This window comes from Kitasatospora sp. NPDC101447 (assembly GCF_044767225.1).
GTDB lineage: Bacteria > Actinomycetota > Actinomycetes > Streptomycetales > Streptomycetaceae > Kitasatospora.
In genome coordinates, this window is record NZ_JBIWNL010000018.1 from 18,150 (window position 1) to 35,048 (window position 16,899).

The following is a 16,899-nucleotide window of genomic DNA, read 5'->3' on the forward strand; positions in this document are numbered from 1 at the left end:
GCCCACGGATTCACTCCCCGGTAGAGGAGAGAGATGCTGCGCGACCAGCCGACACCAATCCCAACCTGATGCTGGGAAACGGTGTTCCCACTGGTGGGCCGGATGCACCGGAATCCGCTACGCCATCGGCGAACAAGCGCCGCCGGGGCGCGCCCGGACCCTCTCCGACCGGTCGCGCATACTGCCCCTGGACGGGTCCGAGAACCCGTCCACCTGCATTCATACCCGGTATCGGGGCGGTTCTCGCGCAGTTTCCGCGGTGGCGGTGTTCGCCTGGCGAGAAGTCGGGCCGCGGTGACGGTGGTTCAACGGCGGCCCGGATGGTCGGTACGCCATCCCGGTGGTGTCCGCGTTACCGCTTCGCCCCTACAGCGTTGCACAGCTCGTGATTGTTCCGCTGCCCGAGCCCGCACCCCGGACGCCTCCCGGCGCCGGTGGCGCCGTGGCCGTCCGGGCACGCGCCGCGGTCGTCCGGGCACGCGCCGCGGGGCGCGGAGGAGACTCCTCCGCGCCCCGCGCGTGTGTCGTCGGTGCCGTGCGCGGCAGCCGGGGCCCCGCATCCGCTCCGGCGTGCCGGCGGCGCCGGGGTCAGGACGCGTTGGCCTTGTCGTAGGCCTCGCGGACCGTGCTCGGCACGCGGCCGCGGTCGTTGACGTCCATGCCCTGCTCCTTGGCCCACGCGCGGACCTTCGCGGTGTCCGGAGCGCTGCCGGAGGGGCGCTGGGCGGCGCCGCGGCCCGGGCGGCGGGCGCCGGCGAGCCGGCCGCTCTGCTTGCGGCCCTTCTCCACGTACGGCGCCAGCAGGCCGCGGAGCTTGTCCGCGTTGGCGCTCTTCAGGTCGATCTCGTAGGCAACGCCGTCGAGCGCGAACGTCACCGTCTCGTCCGCCGAACCACCGTCGAGATCGTCTTCAAGAATGACCTGCACCCTCTGTGCCACGGGCTTCCCTTTCCGCTAAACGACCCATTGCCTAAGGAAAGGAAAGCGCTTTTCTCCGGAAAACACAAACCCTTGACCCGGGCGGAGCCGGTCAGAGGTGCAGCAGCATGCGCGAGTTGCCCAGTGTGTTGGGCTTCACGCGCTCCAGGTCGAGGAACTCGGCGACGCCTTCATCGTACGAGCGGAGGAGTTCTTCATAGACATCCGTAGCGATCGCCGCCGGGTCTGTCGTACCATCATCGGTTTCCTGGACCTCCCCGATCTCGACGAAACCGTGTTTCGCGAAGAACGGGACCTCGAACGTCAAGCAGAAAATCCGACGGACGCCGAGCCAGCGGGCCGTCTGCACGAGCTTCTCCAGCAGCAGGTGCCCGATGCCGAAGCCCTGGCAGACCGGATCGACCGCGAGCGTCCTGACCTCGGCGAGGTCCTCCCACATCACGTGCAGGGCTCCGCAGGCCACCACCGCGCCGTTGTCGTCGCGTTCCGCGACCCAGAACTCCTGGACGGATTCGAACAGTGTGACAGTGGGCTTGTCCAGCAGAATGCCGTCGCGCGAGTAGGCGTCGATGAGCCTGCGTACTGCCCGCACGTCCGTGGTCCGTGCGCGGCGGATGGTGACCTCCATGGCGGGACGTTATCGCGTCGCCCCGGGTGCGGTCCCACCGGTATCCGGTCCGCCGGTATCCGCCTCGGCGGTATCCGGGCCGTCCGCCGGTGCGGAATCCGCCCCCGGCGGATCGGGCGGGAACAGAGCGGCGACCCGCAACGCGTCCCGCAGTGCCTCGCGTTGCTCGGGCGACATCAGGCCGAAGAAGTGCACCAGGGCGGCCGCCGGATTGTCACTGGTGGCCCAGGCGTCGTTCATCAGGGCCGCCGTGTACGCCTCACGCGAGGAGACCGGTTCATATCGATAGGCCCGGCCGGCCCGCTCGCGGCGCAGCCAGCCCTTTCTGTGGAGCTTGTCCAGGACGGTCATCACCGTGGTGTACGCGATTTCGCGTTCCGACTGCAGATCCAGGAGAACCTCGCGAACCGTCACCGGTCGGTTCCACTGCCACACCCGGGTCATGATGGCGTTCTCAAGTTCGCCGAGTTGCCGGACCATAGTGCGGCCAGGATAGGGAGTGAATGGGGCAAATCTTGTGAAGTGCGCCAAACCGGCGCGCCGCCACCCCCGGGATTCGGGAATGGCGGCGCGCCGGTCGTTCGGGGCGGCTGACGGCGTCGGTCGCGGGTCCGCCCGCAGGTCGTCGGGGGCTCGGGGACGGCCCGGACCCCCAGGGGGATCAGTCGAAGTCCTCCTTGGCCTTCCGGCTCCCGCCCTGGCTGCGGATGATGGCCCGCACCAGGAACCCGAAGCCGATCGCCATGACCAGCGGCGGCACGATCGCGCTGACGTAGTCCATCAGGTCACTCCTCCTCGGTCTTCTCCGCCGTCGCGGCGGAGGCCTTCGGCTCCGGCTTGACCAGCGGGAAGAGCACGGTCTCCCGGATGTTCTTGCCGGTCAGCAGCATGATCAGGCGGTCCACGCCGAGGCCGAGGCCGCCGGTCGGGGGCATCGCGTACTCCAGCGCGCGCAGGAAGTCCTCGTCCACCTGCATCGCCTCGACGTCGCCGCCGGCCGCCAGCAGGGACTGGGCGGTCAGGCGGGCGCGCTGCTCGACCGGGTCGACCAGCTCCGAGTAGGCGGTGCCGATCTCGGTGCCGAAGATCACCAGGTCCCACTTCTCGGCCACGCCCGGGATCGAGCGGTGCTCGCGGGTCAGCGGGGAGACCTCGGTCGGGTAGTCCTTGATGAAGGTCGGCCGGACGGCGTTCTCCTCCAGCAGGCGCTCGACCATCTCCAGCACGATCTGACCGTGGCCCCAGTCCTTCTCGAACGGGATGCCGTGCTCGGCCGCCAGCTTGCGCAGCTCCTCGACGGTCGTCTGCGGGGTGACCTCGACGCCCAGGTGCGCGGAGATGCCCGGGTAGACGCTGACCTCCTCCCACGGCTCGGCCAGGTCGATCTCGTGCTCGACGCCGTGCGCGTCCACGCCCTTGATCACCGTGGTGCCCAGCGCGTCCCGGGCCGCGTTGACGATCGTCGCGCGGATCAGCTCGGCCTGGGTGTCGTAGTCGCCGTAGGCCTCGTACGACTCCAGCGAGGTGAACTCCGGGTTGTGGGTGGAGTCCGCGCCCTCGTTGCGGAAGTTGCGGTTGATCTCGAAGACCTTCTCGGCGCCGCCGACCACCAGCCGCTTGAGGTACAGCTCGGGGGCGATGCGCATGTAGAGGTCGATGTCGTACGCGTTGATGTGCGTCTTGAACGGACGCGCGTTGGCGCCGCCGTGCACCGGCTGCAGCATCGGGGTCTCGACCTCGATGTAGCCGCGGTCCTCGTAGGTGCGGCGGATCGAGCGGACCACGCGGCTGCGCAGGTGCAGGATCTCGCGGGCCTCGGGGTTGACGATCAGGTCCACGTAGCGCTGGCGGACCCGGGCCTCCGGGTCGGTCAGGCCCTTGTGCTTGTCCGGCAGCGGGCGCAGGCACTTGGCGGTGAGCTCCCAGCGGTCCACCATCACGGACAGCTCGCCGCGCTTGGAGGTGATCACCTCGCCCTCGACGCCGACCTGGTCGCCGAGGTCGATGTCGGACTTCCAGGCCGCCAGCCGCTCCGCGCCCAGCTTGTCCAGGGAGAACATCACCTGGAGGTCGCCGGTGCCGTCGCGCAGGGTGGCGAAGCACAGCTTGCCGCCGGTGCGGGAGAGGATCACCCGGCCGGTGATGCCGGCGCGCTCGCCGGTGGCGGTGTCCGGCTCCAGGTCCGGGTGCTTGGCACGGAGGTCCGCGATGGTGCTGGTGCGGGGGAATCCGACCGGGTACGGGTCGACGCCGGCCGCCCGGAGCCGGTCCAGCTTCTCGCGCCGGACGCGCATCTGCTCGGGAAGGTCGTCGGTCGCGGGAACAAGGCTCTGATCGCTCACCCCACAAGGGTAGCCAGCCGTACACCGTGCTCCGCGACCGGATTGCGCGTGAGGGGAGACCGCGGCGGCGGTCTCCCCTCACGGGCCGGTGCGGCTCAGCCGGTGCCGGTGGCGAGCTCGATCTCCTCGGGGGCCTCCTCGGCGGGCGGGGCGGGCCTGGCCGGGGGCTTGGGGCGGCGGCCGAAGAGCTCGGCCGGGGTGGGCATCCGGTGGGGGCGGGGCGGGGTCTTCGCGGCGGCGGGCTCGGCGGGCTGCTCCGGGCGGGAGTCGGTGCTGCTCATGGTGGTCCGTCCTCCTACAGGGGTGGGGTGACTGCTCGGGGGTGCGGCGGGGCTCGGTACGGCCACCAGGTGGCGAGGCTGGCCGGTGGCGAGGGCGAGGCGTTCGCGGACGGCGGCCTCGGCCAGCGCGTGGCAGCGCCCGGCCAGCCGCGAGCGGCGCGAGCGCTCGCCGTGGCCGCAGGGCTGACGGGTCAGCCCGCGCAGCGCGGTGAGGTCCTCGGGCCCGGGCAGGTAGCCGTCGGACACCGCCTCCTCCAGCCGCTCCAGGTACCCGGGCGCGCTGCCGGGCAGGGCGGAGCGGTAGCGGCCGAGGTCGGCGAGCAGGAAGGCGCGCAGCCGGCCGCCCTCCTGGACGGCCTCGTCGATCGCCTCGGTCAGGCGCAGCGCGTCCTGGACGTCCTCCGCCCAGAGTTCGGCGCCCGGACCGGCGAGTGCCGGCCGGTCGGGCACCTGGAGGTGGAAGGGAACGGCGGGGTGCAGGGCTTGGGCGAGGGCGCGGCGCAGCACGCGGACTTCGTCGGCGCTGAAGGCCATGCCGCCGCGCGATCCGTGTGGCGTAGGCATGGACTGACACTACGTGAGGAATATCCGATTTGTCGGTAACGTCGCGCCGAAGTCCGCACGATCGGCCCGCCGGGAAAGGAGGCGCCGCGCGGTCGGCGGCGGGACGAGGACCTCCGGGACTTCGCGGCTGCCCGGGACGGCCCGCTGAGCGCCGCTCAGCTCGGCCGGTTGCGCTCGTACACCAGGCGCAGGCCGATGAGGGTCAGCCAGGGCTCGTGGACGTCGATGGTGGTGGCCTCGCCGAGGACGAGGGTGGCGAGGCCGCCGGTGGCGATCACCTGGACGTCGTCCGGATCCTTGGCGAGTTCGCGGGCCATCCGTTCGACCAGGCCGTCGACCTGCCCGGCGAAGCCGTAGAGGATGCCCGACTGCATGCCCTCGACGGTGTTCTTGCCGATCACGTTGCGCGGCCGGGCCAGCTCGATCTTGCGCAGCTGGGCGCCGCGGACGCCGAGCGCCTCGACGGAGATCTCGATGCCGGGGGCGATCGCGCCGCCGACGTAGTCGCCGCGGGCGTTGACGGCGTCGAAGGTGGTCGCGGTGCCGAAGTCGACCACGATGCACGGGCCGCCGTACAGGTGGTTGGCGGCCAGCGCGTTGACGATCCGGTCGGCGCCGACCTCCTTGGGGTTGTCCATCAGGACGTGGACGCCCGTCTTCACGCCGGGCTCCACGATCACCGCGGGGACGTCGCCGTAGTAGCGGCGGGTCACCTCGCGGAGCTCGTGGAGCACGGCGGGGACGGAGGAGCAGATCGCCAGACCCTCCACCGAGGCCGCCCGGACCGCGGTGTGGTTGCCCATCAACCCCTGCAGCAGCACCGCCAGTTCATCGGCCGTGCGGCGCGGATCGGTGGAGATCCGCCAGTGTTCCACCACTTCCTCGCCGTCGAACAGGCCGAGCGTGGTCTGGGTGTTGCCGACGTCGATGGTGAGGAGCACGGGGACGCTTTCTGCGAGTCGGGACGGGTCTGCTCTGCTCCTGACGGTCAGGCGCGCAGGTCCAGGCCGATGTCCAGGATCGGCGAGGAGTGGGTCAGCGCGCCCACGGCCAGGTAGTCGACACCAGTCTGGGCGACCTCGCGCGCGCTGACCAGGGTCAGTCCGCCGGAGGCCTCCAGCTTCGCCCGGCCGGCCACCAGCGCGACGGCCTCCTTCAGCTGCTCGACGGTGAAGTTGTCCAGCAGGATCAGGTCCGCGCCGGCCTCCAGGACGGGCTGGATCTGCGCCAGCTCGTCCACCTCGACCTCGACCGGCAGCTCCGGGTACGCGGCCCGGACGGCCCGGAAGGCCTCAGCCACGCCGCCCGCGGCGACCACGTGGTTGTCCTTCACCAGGGCCGCGTCCGAGAGCGCCATCCGGTGGTTGGCGCCGCCGCCGCAGCGCACCGCGAACTTCTCCAGCGCGCGCAGGCCCGGGGTGGTCTTGCGGGTGTCCCGGACGACCGCGCCGGTGCCCTCCAGGGCGTCCGCCCAGGCCCGGGTCGCGGTGGCGATGCCGGACAGGTGGCAGAGCAGGTTGAGCGCGCTGCGCTCGGCGGTCAGCAGGTCGCGGGTGCGCGAGCGCACCGACAGCAGCACCTGGCCGGCCTCCACCCGGTCGCCGTCCTGGACGTGCCGCTCGACCTCGAACTCCTCCTCGCAGATCAGCGAGACGACCGCCTCGGCGATCCGCAGGCCGGCCACCACGCCGGCCTCGCGGGCGGTGAAGTCGGCGGTGGCGACCGCGTCGGCGGGCACGGTGGCCACCGAGGTGACGTCCTCGCCGCCGGCCAGGTCCTCGGCCAGCGCCAGGGTGGCGATGTCCTCGACCTCGATCGGGTCCAGCCCGGCCTCCTCCAGCAGCTCGGCCAGCTGCGGGTCCAGGCCGGTCTCGTAGCCCTCGCCGTCCCCGCAGGCGCAGCCGTCGCCGCAGCCGCCCTGCTCGGCCAGGGGGAGTTCCTCGTGCGCGTGGGTCATGGTTCTACTGCTCCTCGGGGGTGCTGACGGGGTCGCCGGAGGCGGCGAGGGTGGTGATCAGGTGGCGTCGCCAGTGGGCGTCGTCACGCTCGGGGAAGTCCTCGCGCCAGTGGCCGCCGCGGGTCTCCTCGCGCTGCGCGGCCGCCGCGACCAGGGCGGTGGCGACCAGCAGGAGGTTGGCGGCCTCCCAGGTCTCCACCCGGGGGTCGGCCGGCTTCTCCTCGGCCATGTGGGACCGGGCCTGCTCGGCGAGCAGGGCCAGCCCGGCCGCGGCGTCGGCCAGCGAGGCGGCCGAGCGCAGCACGCCCGCGCCGCGCGACATCAGCCGCTGGATCTCGGCGCGCGACTCGGAGGCCGGCAGCGGCACGGCCACGGCGGCCTGCGCGGCGGCGACGTCCACGGTGCGTTCGGGCAGTTCGCCGGCCGCGTGGCGCTCGGCCAGGTCGGCGGCGATCCGCTCGGCGAAGACCAGGCCCTCCAGCAGGGAGTTGGAGGCCAGCCGGTTGGCGCCGTGCACGCCGGTGCAGGCGACCTCGCCGCAGGCGTACAGGCCGGGGACGGAGGTGCGGCCGTGCCGGTCGGTGCGGACGCCGCCCGCGGCGTGGTGCGAGGCCGGGGCGATCGGGATCGGCTCGGTGACCGGGTCGATGCCGTGGGAGCGGCAGGAGGCCAGGATGGTGGGGAAGCGGTGCTCCCACATCGCGGCCCCGAAGTGCCGCCCGTCCAGGTACATGTGGTCGGCGCCCTTCTCCTGCATGCGCCGGGTGATCGCCTTGGCGACGATGTCGCGCGGGGCGAGTTCGGCCAGCTCGTGCTGCCCGACCATGAAGCGCACGCCGTCGGCGTCCACCAGGTGGGCGCCCTCGCCGCGCACGGCCTCGGAGACCAGCGGCTGCTGGCCCGCGGCGTCCGCGCCGAGCCAGAGCACGGTCGGGTGGAACTGGACGAACTCCAGGTCGGCGGCGGCGGCGCCGGCCCGCAGGGCCAGGGCCACGCCGTCGCCGGTGGAGACGGCCGGGTTGGTGGTGGCGGAGAAGACCTGGCCCAGGCCTCCGGTGGCGAGCACCACCGCGCGGGCCCGGACGGCGCCGACGCCGTCGCGCTGGCCCTCGCCCATCACGTGCAGGGTCAGCCCGGCGGTGTGGCCCGCGGCGTCGGTCAGCAGGTCGAGGACGAGGGCGTGCTCGATCAGTTCGAGGTCGGGGTCGCTGCGGACGGCGGCGACCAGCGCGCGGGAGACCTCCGCGCCGGTGGCGTCCCCGCCCGCGTGCACGATCCGGTGGCGGTGGTGGCCGCCCTCGCGCGTGAGCAGGATCTCGCCGTCCTCGCCGCGGTCGAAGGCCGCACCGACCGCGATCAGCCGGCGGACGGCGTCCGGGCCCTCGGTGACCAGGGTGCGGACGGCCGCCTCGTCGCAGACGCCGGCACCGGCGACCAGGGTGTCGTCCAGGTGCTGCTCGGGGGTGTCGCCCTCGCCCAGGGCCGCGGCTATGCCGCCCTGGGCCCAGCGGGTCGAGCCCTCGTCCAGGACCGCCTTGGTGACCACCATGGCCCGCAGGCCGGCCTTGCGGACGTTGAGGGCGACGGTGAGGCCGGCGATGCCGGACCCGACCACGACCACGTCGGTGGTGGCGGTCCAGCCCGGGGCCGGGGCGGTGAGGCGGTGGGTGACGGACATGACTCAGCGGCTCCTTCGGCGCGTGGCCGCGGTGGCCGCGCCGTCCTCGTCACGGTACGCCGCGTCCCCGCGGAGCAGTCCGCTGCCCTCCGGGGCTTCCGCGGGGTCCCCGCCCAGGCCGGTGATCCGGTTCTGCTCGTCCACGAAGACGATCTTCGGCTCGTAGCCCTTGGCCTCGGCCGTGTCCATCTGCCCGTAGGCGATGAGTATGACCAGGTCGCCGGGGTGGACCAGACGGGCGGCGGCGCCGTTGATGCCGATCACGCCGGAGCCGCGGGGGCCGGCGATGGTGTACGTCTCCAGCCGGGCGCCGTTGTCGATGTCGACGATGTGGACCAGCTCGCCGGGGAGCAGGTCGGCGGCGTCGAGCAGGTCCTCGTCCACCGTGACGGAGCCGACGTAGTGCAGGTCGGCCTGGGTCACGGTGGCCCGGTGGATCTTGGACTTGAGCATGGTGCGGAGCATTGCGGGTCACGCCTCCTGTGAGTGCATGCCTGAGGGGGGTCGGAACTGCCGGGACTACCGGACGATGATGCGGACGTTGTCGATCAGGCGGGTCTCGCCCACCTTCGCGGCGACGGCCAGCACCGCCTCGCCCTGGAAGTCGTCCGCCGCCTCCGAGAAGTCGTGCGGGTCGATCAGGGCGAGGTAGTCGAGGGCGACGCCCTCGGCGCCGTCCAGGACGGCCGAGGCGGCCTCGCGCACGGCCTTCGGGCCCTGCGCGGCGACGTCCCGGCCGGCGAACAGGGCCCGGGACAGGGCCAGCGCGCGGGTGCGCTCCTCCTCCGAGAGGTAGCGGTTGCGCGAGGACAGCGCCAGGCCGTCCTCCTCGCGGACGGTCGGCACGCCGACGATCTCGACGTCGAAGTCCAGGTCGGCGACCATCCGCTGGATGAGCGCCAGCTGCTGGGCGTCCTTCTCGCCGAAGAGGGCGAAGTCCGGGTCGGTGATGTGCAGCAGCTTGGCGACCACGGTCAGCACGCCGTCGAAGTGCCCGGGGCGGGTGGCACCCTCGAAGCGCTCGCCCATCGGGCCGGCCACCAGGCGCACCTGCGGCTCGCCGTTCGGGTAGACCTCCTCGACGGACGGCGCGAAGACGACGTCGGCGCCGTTCTCCTCGGCCAGCTTCACGTCGGCGTCGAGGGTGCGCGGGTAGCGGTCCAGGTCCTCGCCCGCACCGAACTGCAGCGGGTTGACGAAGACCGTCACCGCGACCCGGCCGTCCCGGCCGACCTGCTTGCGGGCGGCCCGGATCAGCGCGGCGTGGCCCTCGTGCAGCGCGCCCATGGTCATCACCACGGCGTTGTCCACCGGCTGCTCGTCCGGCCAGAACGCGGCCTCGAAGTCGTCCACGGTGCGGGTGACGACGGCCCGGTGGACCTTCGGCGTCCGCTGGGGCTTGTTCGGCTGCTTGCCGCGTGCCATTAGCGCGTCTCCTCGTTCAGTACGTCCAGCAGCGCCGCCGCCGACGTTTCGTCGATCGTTCCGTTGGCGAGTGCCCGCTGTGCGGTGGCGCGGGCCATCGCGCGGTAGGCCGCCGGGATGTCGGGGGACACCGTACTGAGCTGCGCCAGGTGGCGCCGCACGGTGCCCGCGTCGCCCCGGGCGACCGGGCCGGTGAGGGCCGCGTCGCCGGAGCGCAGGCTGTTGTCCAGGGCGGCGCCCAGCAGCGGGCCGAGCATCCGGCCCGGCTCGGCGACGCCGGCCGTGCGCAGCAGCTCGATCGCCTGGGCGACCAGGGTGACCAGGTGGTTCGCGCCGTGCGCGAGGGCGGTGTGGTAGAGCGGGCGGACCTCCTCGGGCACCCACTCGGGCTCGCCGCCCATCTCCACCACCAGCGCCTCGGCGACCGGCCGCAGCTCCTCGGGGGCGGTCACGCCGAAGGGGCAGCCGGCCAGCCGGTCCAGGTCGACCGAGGTGCCGGTGAAGGTCATCGCCGGGTGCAGGGCCAGCGGCAGCGCCCCGGCCCGGGTGGCGGGCTCCAGGACGGCCACGCCGTGCGCGCCGGAGGTGTGCACGACCAGCTGGCCGGGGCGCACGGCGCCGGTGGCGGCCAGCCCGGCCACCAGGTCGGCCAGGGCGTCGTCCGGGACGGTCAGCAGGACCAGGTCGGCGGCGGCCAGCACCTGCGGCGGGGTGACGATCCGCACGCCCGGCAGCAGCGCCTCGGCGCGGCGGCGCGAGGTGGCGGACACCCCCGACGCGGCGACCACGGTGTGCCCGGCGAGCTGCAGTGCGGCGCCCAGCGCGGGGCCGACCCGGCCGGTGCCGACCACGCCGACGGCGAGCCGGGCCGGGCGGTTGCCGGGATCACCGGGATCTCCGAAAGCGGGGTCGCCGAGGCCGTCGGCGATCGGGGCGAACTCGCCGGAACCGGCGAAGTCGGACGGATCCACGCATCCACCCTTGTCCTGAATGACCGTTCCGGTCCACTCGTCGGGTACCGGACGTACCGCCCCAGTCTACGGTCGGCGCCGAGGAGCCAGGGAGACTCAGCCGCCGGCTCAGTCGGTGGCCCCGGCCCGGATCAGCCCGGCCTCGTACGCCAGCACCACGGCCTGGACCCGGTCGCGCAGGCCGAGCTTGGCCAGGATCCGGCCGACGTGGGTCTTCACGGTCGCCTCGGAGAGCACCAGCCGCGCCGCGATCTCACCGTTCGACAGGCCCTGGGCGACCAGCAGGAACACCTCGCGCTCGCGCTCGGTCAGCGGGCCGAGGACGTTCGAGCCGGGCGCGCTCTGCGGGGTGGGCAGCACCTCGGCGAAGCGGTCGATCATCCGGCGGGTGGTGGTCGGGGCCACCACCGCGTCCCCGCCGTGCACCGCGCGGATCGCGGCCACCAGCTCGGTCGGCGGGACGTCCTTGAGCAGGAAGCCGCTGGCGCCGGCCTTGAGCGCGGCGAAGGCGTACTCGTCCAGGTCGAAGGTGGTGAGGATGAGCACGTGCGGGGCGCCCGGCAGCGGGCTGCCGTCCTCGGCCAGGCAGATCCGGCGGGTCGCCTGCACGCCGTCCAGGCGCGGCATCCGGACGTCCATCAGGATCACGTCCACCTTGGTGTGCCGCAGCAGCTCCACGGCCTGCGCGCCGTCACCCGCCTCGGCGGCGATCTCGATGTCGCCCTGCGACTGCAGGATCATCCGGAACCCGGTGCGCAGCAGTTCCTGGTCGTCGACGAGCATCACGCGGATGGTCAAGGTGGCTCCTAGAAAGTGGGGCGGAGGATCAGTGTGCGGCCTTCAGCGGCAGGACGGCGCGGATCCGGAAACCACCGCCGGGGCGGGGGCCCACGTCGAGCCGGCCGCTGACCATGCCGACCCGCTCGCGCATGCCGATCAGGCCGTGGCCGAGGCCGTCCGTGCCGCCGGAGGCCAGCTGTTCGTCGGTGCTGCCGCGGCCGTCGTCCTCCACCAGCACGGCCAGCTCGCGCTCGCCGAAGTCGACCGCGACCCGGGCGTGCACATCGGGGCCGCCGTGCTTGCGGACGTTGGTGAGCGCCTCCTGGACGATCCGGTAGACCGTCAGCTCGACCCCGCGCGGCAGCTCGCGCGGGTGCCCGGAGGTCGCGTAGTCCACCTGCAGCCCGGCGGTGCGGACCTGCTCCAGCAGCTCCGGCAGCTCCTCCACGCCGGGCTGCGGCACGTACTCCTCGGCGGTGGTGTCGGAGGTGCGCAGCACGCCCAGCAGGCGGCGCATCTCGACCAGCGCCTGACGGCCGGTCGAGGCGATCGTGCCGAGCGCCTCCTTCGCCTGCTGCGGGGAGTTGTCGAGGACGTACGCGGCGCCGTCGGCCTGGACGATCATGACCGAGACGTTGTGCGCGACCACGTCGTGCAGCTCGCGGGCGATCCGGGCCCGCTCGGCGGCCACCGCCACCTTGGCCTGGGCGTCCCGCTCGCGCTCCAGCCGGGCGGCGCGGTCCTCCAGCTCGGTCAGGTAGGCGCGGCGCACCCTCGTCAGCCGGCCCCACGCCCAGCACAGGATGAACGGCGTGCTCATCAGCAGCATGATCAGTGCCGCCTCGCCGAGGCCGTACGAGCGGCTGACGTAGTGGCCGGCGCTCTCGCGGACCGTCTTCACCGGGTGCATCTGCCAGAACACCAGCGGCCCGGCGGCCAGCCCGGCGGTCAGCGCCAGCCGGGACGTCCACTTCTGGCCGAAGGCGGCGCCGGTGTAGGCGAAGACCAGGTAGGCGATCGAGGACCCGCCCGGCTCGACGTCGGCGAGCACCTGGCTGACGCCCAGGCCGGCGGCCGCGGCCACCGTGACGTCCGGGTAGCGGCGCCGGAAGACCATCAGCGCGGGCAGCACCAGCGCGACCAGGACGTCCGCGCCGAAGCGCCAGCCGTCGTCGGGGATGTTGTCGTTCGGCACCAGGCCGATGAAGAGCACCATCGCCGCCCAGGCGGAGTCGACCACCATGGGGTGACGGCGGAGCCAGGCGTTGAGTCGATGCACGTGTCCAGCGTAGGCAGTCGCTCAGTGTGTCCAGGTCCGCCGGTAGGGCGATCCGTCCTACTCCGTAGGTCGGAGAAGCACCCGCTCCGATTGGGAGGGTCCACGAACCGCCGGGTAGCGTCCCGCCCCATGACTTGGATGCGGTGGGCGCCCGCCATGGAACAGGCCCTGTACGACCCCGAGCGGGGCTTCTACCGCAGGCCGGAGGGCCCCGCCGGGCACTTCCGCACCTCGGTGCACGCCTCGCCCGGGTTCGCCCGTGCGGTGGCCCGGCTGCTCCTTGAGGTTGACGCGGCCCTCGGTCGTCCGGAGGAGCTGGCCTTCGTCGACGTGGGGGCCGGGCGGGGGGAACTGCTGACCGGCGTGCTGGCCGAGCTGCCCGCCGGGGTGCTGGCGCGGCTGCGCCCGTACGGCGTGGAGATCGCGCGGCGCCCGGACGGACTTCCGTCCACAGCCCTGTGGACGGACGAGCTGCCGCAGGGCGTGACCGGGCTGCTGTTCGCCAACGAGTGGCTGGACAACGTGCCGCTGGACGCCGGCGAGGTGGACGAGGGCGGGGTGCTGCGCTACGTCGAGGTGGACACCGCGACCGGCGCGGTGCGACCGGGCGCCGAGGTGTCGGAGGCGGACTCGGCCTGGGCCGAGCGCTGGTGGCCGGTCGCCGAGCCCGGGGAGGTGGTCGAGTTCGGCGGATCCCGGGACGCCGCCTGGGCGCGGGCCGTCGCCGGGCTGGAGCGCGGCCTGGCCGTCGCGGTCGACTACGGGCACACGGCGGGGCGGCGGCCGCCCTTCGGCACCTTCACCGGCTTCCGGGACGGCAGGGAGGTCGCCCCGGTGCCGGACGGCTCCTGCGACGTCACCGCGCACGTGGCCCTGGACGCCGTCGCCGCGCCCGCCCTCCACAGCCTGTGGACGACGCAGCGCGAGGCCCTGCGCGCGCTCGGCGTGAGCGGCGGCCGCCCGCCGCTCGCCCTCGCCTCCACCGACCCCGCGGGCTACCTGCGGGCGCTGAGCCGGGCGGGGGAAGCGGCCGAGCTGACCGACCCGAACGGGCTGGGCGGGTTCGGATGGCTGCTCCAGGCCGTCGGCATGTCGCCCCTTGAGATCTTCGAGGGGCACTGATCCGGGAGCCCCCGCCGGGATGGCAGACTCTGGGGACATGAGGGAGACCACGGTCGGCATCGGGGCGGGAGCCGAGAACTTCACCGGCGAGGCGGGCACCACCGACATGGTGCTCAACATCGGCCCGCAGCACCCGGCCACGCACGGCGTGCTGCGGCTGCGCCTGCTGCTGGACGGCGAGCGCATCGTCACCGCCGAGCCGGTGATCGGCTACATGCACCGGGGCGCGGAGAAGCTCTTCGAGGCCCGCGACTACCGGCAGATCATCATGCTGGCCAACCGGCACGACTGGCTCTCCGCGTTCTCCAACGAACTCGGCGTCGTCCTCGGCGTCGAGCGGATGCTCGGCATGGAGGTCCCCGAGCGGGCGGTGTGGATCCGCACCCTGCTCGCCGAGCTCAACCGGGTGCTCAACCACCTGATGTTCCTCGGCTCCTACCCGCTGGAGCTGGGCGGGATCACCCCGATCTTCCACGCCTTCACCGGCCGCGAGGACCTCCAGCACGTGCTGGAGGAGGCCTCCGGCGGCCGGATGCACTACATGTTCAACCGGGTCGGCGGCCTCAAGGAGGACCTCCCGGCCGGCTGGCTCGGCCGGGTCCGCACCGCCGTCGCGACCGTCCGCTCGCAGATGCCCGTCTTCGAGGAGCTCGTCCTCGGCAACGAGATCTTCCGCGCCCGCACCGCCGGCGTCGGCGTCCTCACCCGGGCGCAGGCCCAGGCGTACGGCGTCAGCGGCCCGATCGCCCGCGCCAGCGGCCTCGACCTCGACCTGCGCCGCGACGAGCCCTACCTCGCGTACGGCTCCGAGGAGCTGCGGCAGGTGCTCACCGTGGTCACCCGCGAGGAGGGCGACTGCCTGGCCCGCTTCGAGTGCCTGCTGGAGCAGACCCTCAACTCGCTCGACCTCGCCGACGCCTGCCTCGACAAGCTCGCCACCCTGCCCGCCGGGCCGGTCAACCAGCGGCTGCCCAAGGTGCTCAAGGCACCCGAGGGCAGCACCTACGCGTGGACCGAGAACCCGCTCGGGATCAACGGCTACTACCTGGTCTCGCGCGGCGACAAGACGCCGTGGCGGCTCAAGCTGCGCTCGGCGTCCTTCAACAACATCCAGGCGCTGGGCGAGCTGCTGCCGGGGACGCTGGTCGCGGACATGGTGGCGATCCTGGGGTCGATGTTCTTCGTGGTCGGCGACATCGACAAGTAGGTCGGTCCTACTTCCCGGCCTTTCCGGTCTTCCCGGGCTTCCCGGCCTTCCCTGCCTTGTTGCCGGTGGCCTTTGTGGTCGCGGCCTCGGTGGTGGCGGCCTTCGTGGCAGCGGCCTTCGTGGTGGGGTCGGCCGGGTGCGGGGCGACCTTGCGGTCCCCCTTGGTGGCGATCCGCTCCTCGCACAGGCGGGCCAGCACGTCGTACCCGGCCCGGCCCATCAGCTCGGTGAGCTCGGGGCGGTAGCTGACGTACACCGGCTCCGCGCCCTGGTGGGCCGCCGGGGCGCCGGTGCACCACCAGTGCAGGTCGTGGCCGCCCGGACCCCAGCCGCGGCGGTCGTACTCGCCGATCGAGACCTGCAGGTAGCGGGTGTCGTCCGGGCGGTCGATCCAGTCGTAGGTACGGCGGATCGGCAGCTGCCAGCAGACGTCCGGCTTGGTCTCCAGCGGCTCGCGGCCCTCCTTGAGGGCGAGCGCGTGCAGGGCGCAGCCGGCGCCGCCCGCGAAGTCCGGGCTGTTCACGAAGATGCAGGCGCCGTTGACCCGGCGGGTCTGGCGGTCGCCGTCCTCGTCCAGCATCGTGATGCCGCCGTCGGAGACGAGCCGGCCCTTGGCGTCCGTGCCCTCGGCGAAGTTCTCCCACAGCTCGGGGGTCAGCCGCGCCGCGTGGCCCAGGACGCGCTGCTCGTCGTCCTCGTCCGAGTAGTGCGCGCCCAGCGTGCAGCAGCCGTCCGACTCGCCGCGGCCCTCGCGGATGCCGTGGCAGCCCTGGCCGAAGACGCAGGACCAGCGGGAGGTCAGCCAGGTGAGGTCGCAGCGGAAGACCTGCTCCTCGTCGGCGGGGTCGGCGAACTCGACCCAGGCGCGCGGGAAGTCGAGCGGGACCTCGTCGCGCGGGATCTCGCGGCGCAGGGTCGGCATCGCGAGGTCGACGGGGGCGGGGGAGGCCTCGGGCTTCGCCTTGGCCTTCTTCTTGGACGTTTCTGCTGGTGCCACCCGGCAAGGGTAGAGCTTCCGCGGGGGTGGTGGCGGGGCTGAGGGCGTGGCGGCGGTTACGGGCGGGGGTGGTCGCGGTGGGTGGGGGGCTGGGTGGAGGCCGGGTGCGGGGCCGTCGCGGGGGTGGTCGGTGGGCGGTGGGCTCGTGGTGGTGGGCGCCGGGCTCGGTGCGGGTGAAGGCGGGGTGAAGAGGTCCGGCGGGCGCTGCGGGCGGAGGCCCGGGCGTGCCTAGGATGGCGGCCGGTCCGCTACGGGGAGGTACGGGGATGGCAGGCGGCAGCACCGGGGCGTCCGACCGTGCGGGTGGCGGGTTCGTCCTCAAGCCGTGGGAACTGCACGGCGAGGGGCGGGAGTTCGAGAAGCTCGGGGGTGAGCTGACGAAGGCCGTGGCCGCCCTGGAACGGGACCTCGCCGCGCTCGGCACCCCCTGGGGAACGGACGCGCCCGGCAGCGGCTTCGCCGCCGTGTACGGCCCGGCGCACGGCGAACTCGTCGGCGGGCTGCGAGGGTTGGCCGGGCAGGTGGGCAAGGTCGGGACCGGGCTGCACACGATGGCCGAGCGGACGACGGACACGGACACCTCGGCGGCCGGCGGGTTCGGCGCCGCGGTCGAGGGCGGGACAGGGGTCGGGCCCGGACCGTCGGCGGTCTCCGCGGTCTACTCGACGACGGGGGCAACCCCGGGGGCGGCCCCCGCCGTCCCCACGGACATGTCGGTCTGACGGACCC

Annotated in this window: 17 protein-coding genes; 3 read left to right on the forward strand and 14 right to left on the reverse strand. The window is 73.2% G+C overall.

Features of this window, described 5'->3' with window-relative positions; translation table 11 throughout:
* Positions 1–588: 588 nt before the first annotated feature.
* The 13 genes from ACIRST_RS24395 to ACIRST_RS24455 form a co-directional block, all read right to left on the reverse strand.
* Positions 589–939, reverse strand: coding sequence for an Lsr2 family protein (locus ACIRST_RS24395; RefSeq protein ID WP_350521645.1), 351 nt, complete (start codon positions 937–939; stop codon positions 589–591).
* Between the two features lie 91 nt (positions 940–1,030).
* The gene (locus tag ACIRST_RS24400; protein ID WP_350627584.1) at positions 1,031–1,567 is read right to left on the reverse strand and encodes an amino-acid N-acetyltransferase; all 537 of its coding nucleotides are present in this window, start codon (positions 1,565–1,567) and stop codon (positions 1,031–1,033) included.
* Positions 1,568–1,576: 9 nt separating this feature from the next.
* Positions 1,577–2,047 carry a BlaI/MecI/CopY family transcriptional regulator gene (locus ACIRST_RS24405; protein WP_350521643.1) on the reverse strand — a complete coding sequence of 157 codons (471 nt, stop codon included), beginning with the start codon at positions 2,045–2,047 and terminating at the stop codon, positions 1,577–1,579.
* 305 nt (positions 2,048–2,352) lie between these two features.
* Positions 2,353–3,909: a bifunctional lysylphosphatidylglycerol synthetase/lysine--tRNA ligase LysX gene (lysX, locus tag ACIRST_RS24410; RefSeq protein ID WP_402804309.1), complete on the reverse strand. Its 1,557-nt coding sequence runs from the start codon at positions 3,907–3,909 to the stop codon at positions 2,353–2,355.
* A 95-nt stretch (positions 3,910–4,004) separates the two neighbouring features.
* A complete protein-coding gene (locus tag ACIRST_RS24415; RefSeq protein ID WP_350521641.1) occupies positions 4,005–4,754 on the reverse strand; it encodes a hypothetical protein in 750 nt (249 codons plus the stop codon).
* A gap of 155 nt (positions 4,755–4,909) precedes the next feature.
* Entirely contained in the window at positions 4,910–5,695 is a 786-nt protein-coding gene (locus ACIRST_RS24420; RefSeq protein ID WP_402804310.1) for a type III pantothenate kinase, read from the reverse strand.
* 47 nt (positions 5,696–5,742) lie between these two features.
* The gene (gene nadC / locus ACIRST_RS24425; RefSeq protein WP_402804311.1) at positions 5,743–6,711 is read right to left on the reverse strand and encodes a carboxylating nicotinate-nucleotide diphosphorylase; all 969 of its coding nucleotides are present in this window, start codon (positions 6,709–6,711) and stop codon (positions 5,743–5,745) included.
* A gap of 4 nt (positions 6,712–6,715) precedes the next feature.
* Positions 6,716–8,389: an L-aspartate oxidase gene (locus ACIRST_RS24430; RefSeq protein ID WP_402804313.1), complete on the reverse strand. Its 1,674-nt coding sequence runs from the start codon at positions 8,387–8,389 to the stop codon at positions 6,716–6,718.
* A gap of 3 nt (positions 8,390–8,392) precedes the next feature.
* Positions 8,393–8,854: an aspartate 1-decarboxylase gene (gene panD, locus ACIRST_RS24435; RefSeq protein ID WP_350521637.1), complete on the reverse strand. Its 462-nt coding sequence runs from the start codon at positions 8,852–8,854 to the stop codon at positions 8,393–8,395.
* Between the two features lie 54 nt (positions 8,855–8,908).
* Entirely contained in the window at positions 8,909–9,814 is a 906-nt protein-coding gene (gene panC, locus ACIRST_RS24440) for a pantoate--beta-alanine ligase (protein ID WP_402804314.1), read from the reverse strand.
* Positions 9,814–10,743 carry a DUF2520 domain-containing protein gene (locus ACIRST_RS24445; RefSeq protein WP_350521737.1) on the reverse strand — a complete coding sequence of 310 codons (930 nt, stop codon included), beginning with the start codon at positions 10,741–10,743 and terminating at the stop codon, positions 9,814–9,816. Before ACIRST_RS24445 ends, panC begins: the two co-directional genes overlap by 1 nt.
* 150 nt (positions 10,744–10,893) lie before the next feature.
* Positions 10,894–11,583 (reverse strand): response regulator transcription factor, encoded by a 690-nt coding sequence (locus ACIRST_RS24450; RefSeq protein WP_350521635.1) that lies wholly within the window; start codon positions 11,581–11,583, stop codon positions 10,894–10,896.
* 28 nt (positions 11,584–11,611) lie between these two features.
* Complete coding sequence (locus tag ACIRST_RS24455) at positions 11,612–12,844, reverse strand: sensor histidine kinase (protein WP_350521634.1); 1,233 nt, start codon at positions 12,842–12,844, stop codon at positions 11,612–11,614.
* Positions 12,845–12,973: 129 nt separating this feature from the next.
* Between ACIRST_RS24455 and ACIRST_RS24460 the strand changes: the two genes are divergently transcribed.
* Together ACIRST_RS24460 and ACIRST_RS24465 are read left to right on the forward strand one after the other, a co-directional pair.
* Positions 12,974–13,966, forward strand: coding sequence for an SAM-dependent methyltransferase (locus ACIRST_RS24460; RefSeq protein ID WP_402804316.1), 993 nt, complete (start codon positions 12,974–12,976; stop codon positions 13,964–13,966).
* A 37-nt stretch (positions 13,967–14,003) separates the two neighbouring features.
* Positions 14,004–15,173, forward strand: a complete 1,170-nt coding sequence (locus ACIRST_RS24465; protein ID WP_350521632.1) for an NADH-quinone oxidoreductase subunit D — start codon at positions 14,004–14,006, stop codon at positions 15,171–15,173.
* A gap of 7 nt (positions 15,174–15,180) precedes the next feature.
* Here the strand turns inward: ACIRST_RS24465 and ACIRST_RS24470 are convergent, their stop codons facing one another.
* A complete protein-coding gene (locus ACIRST_RS24470; RefSeq protein WP_402804317.1) occupies positions 15,181–16,170 on the reverse strand; it encodes a hypothetical protein in 990 nt (329 codons plus the stop codon).
* A gap of 266 nt (positions 16,171–16,436) precedes the next feature.
* On the opposite strand from ACIRST_RS24470, the gene ACIRST_RS24475 reads away from it, so the two are divergent.
* Positions 16,437–16,892 carry a hypothetical protein gene (locus tag ACIRST_RS24475; protein WP_402804319.1) on the forward strand — a complete coding sequence of 152 codons (456 nt, stop codon included), beginning with the start codon at positions 16,437–16,439 and terminating at the stop codon, positions 16,890–16,892.
* The last annotated feature ends 7 nt before the right edge of the window (positions 16,893–16,899 follow it).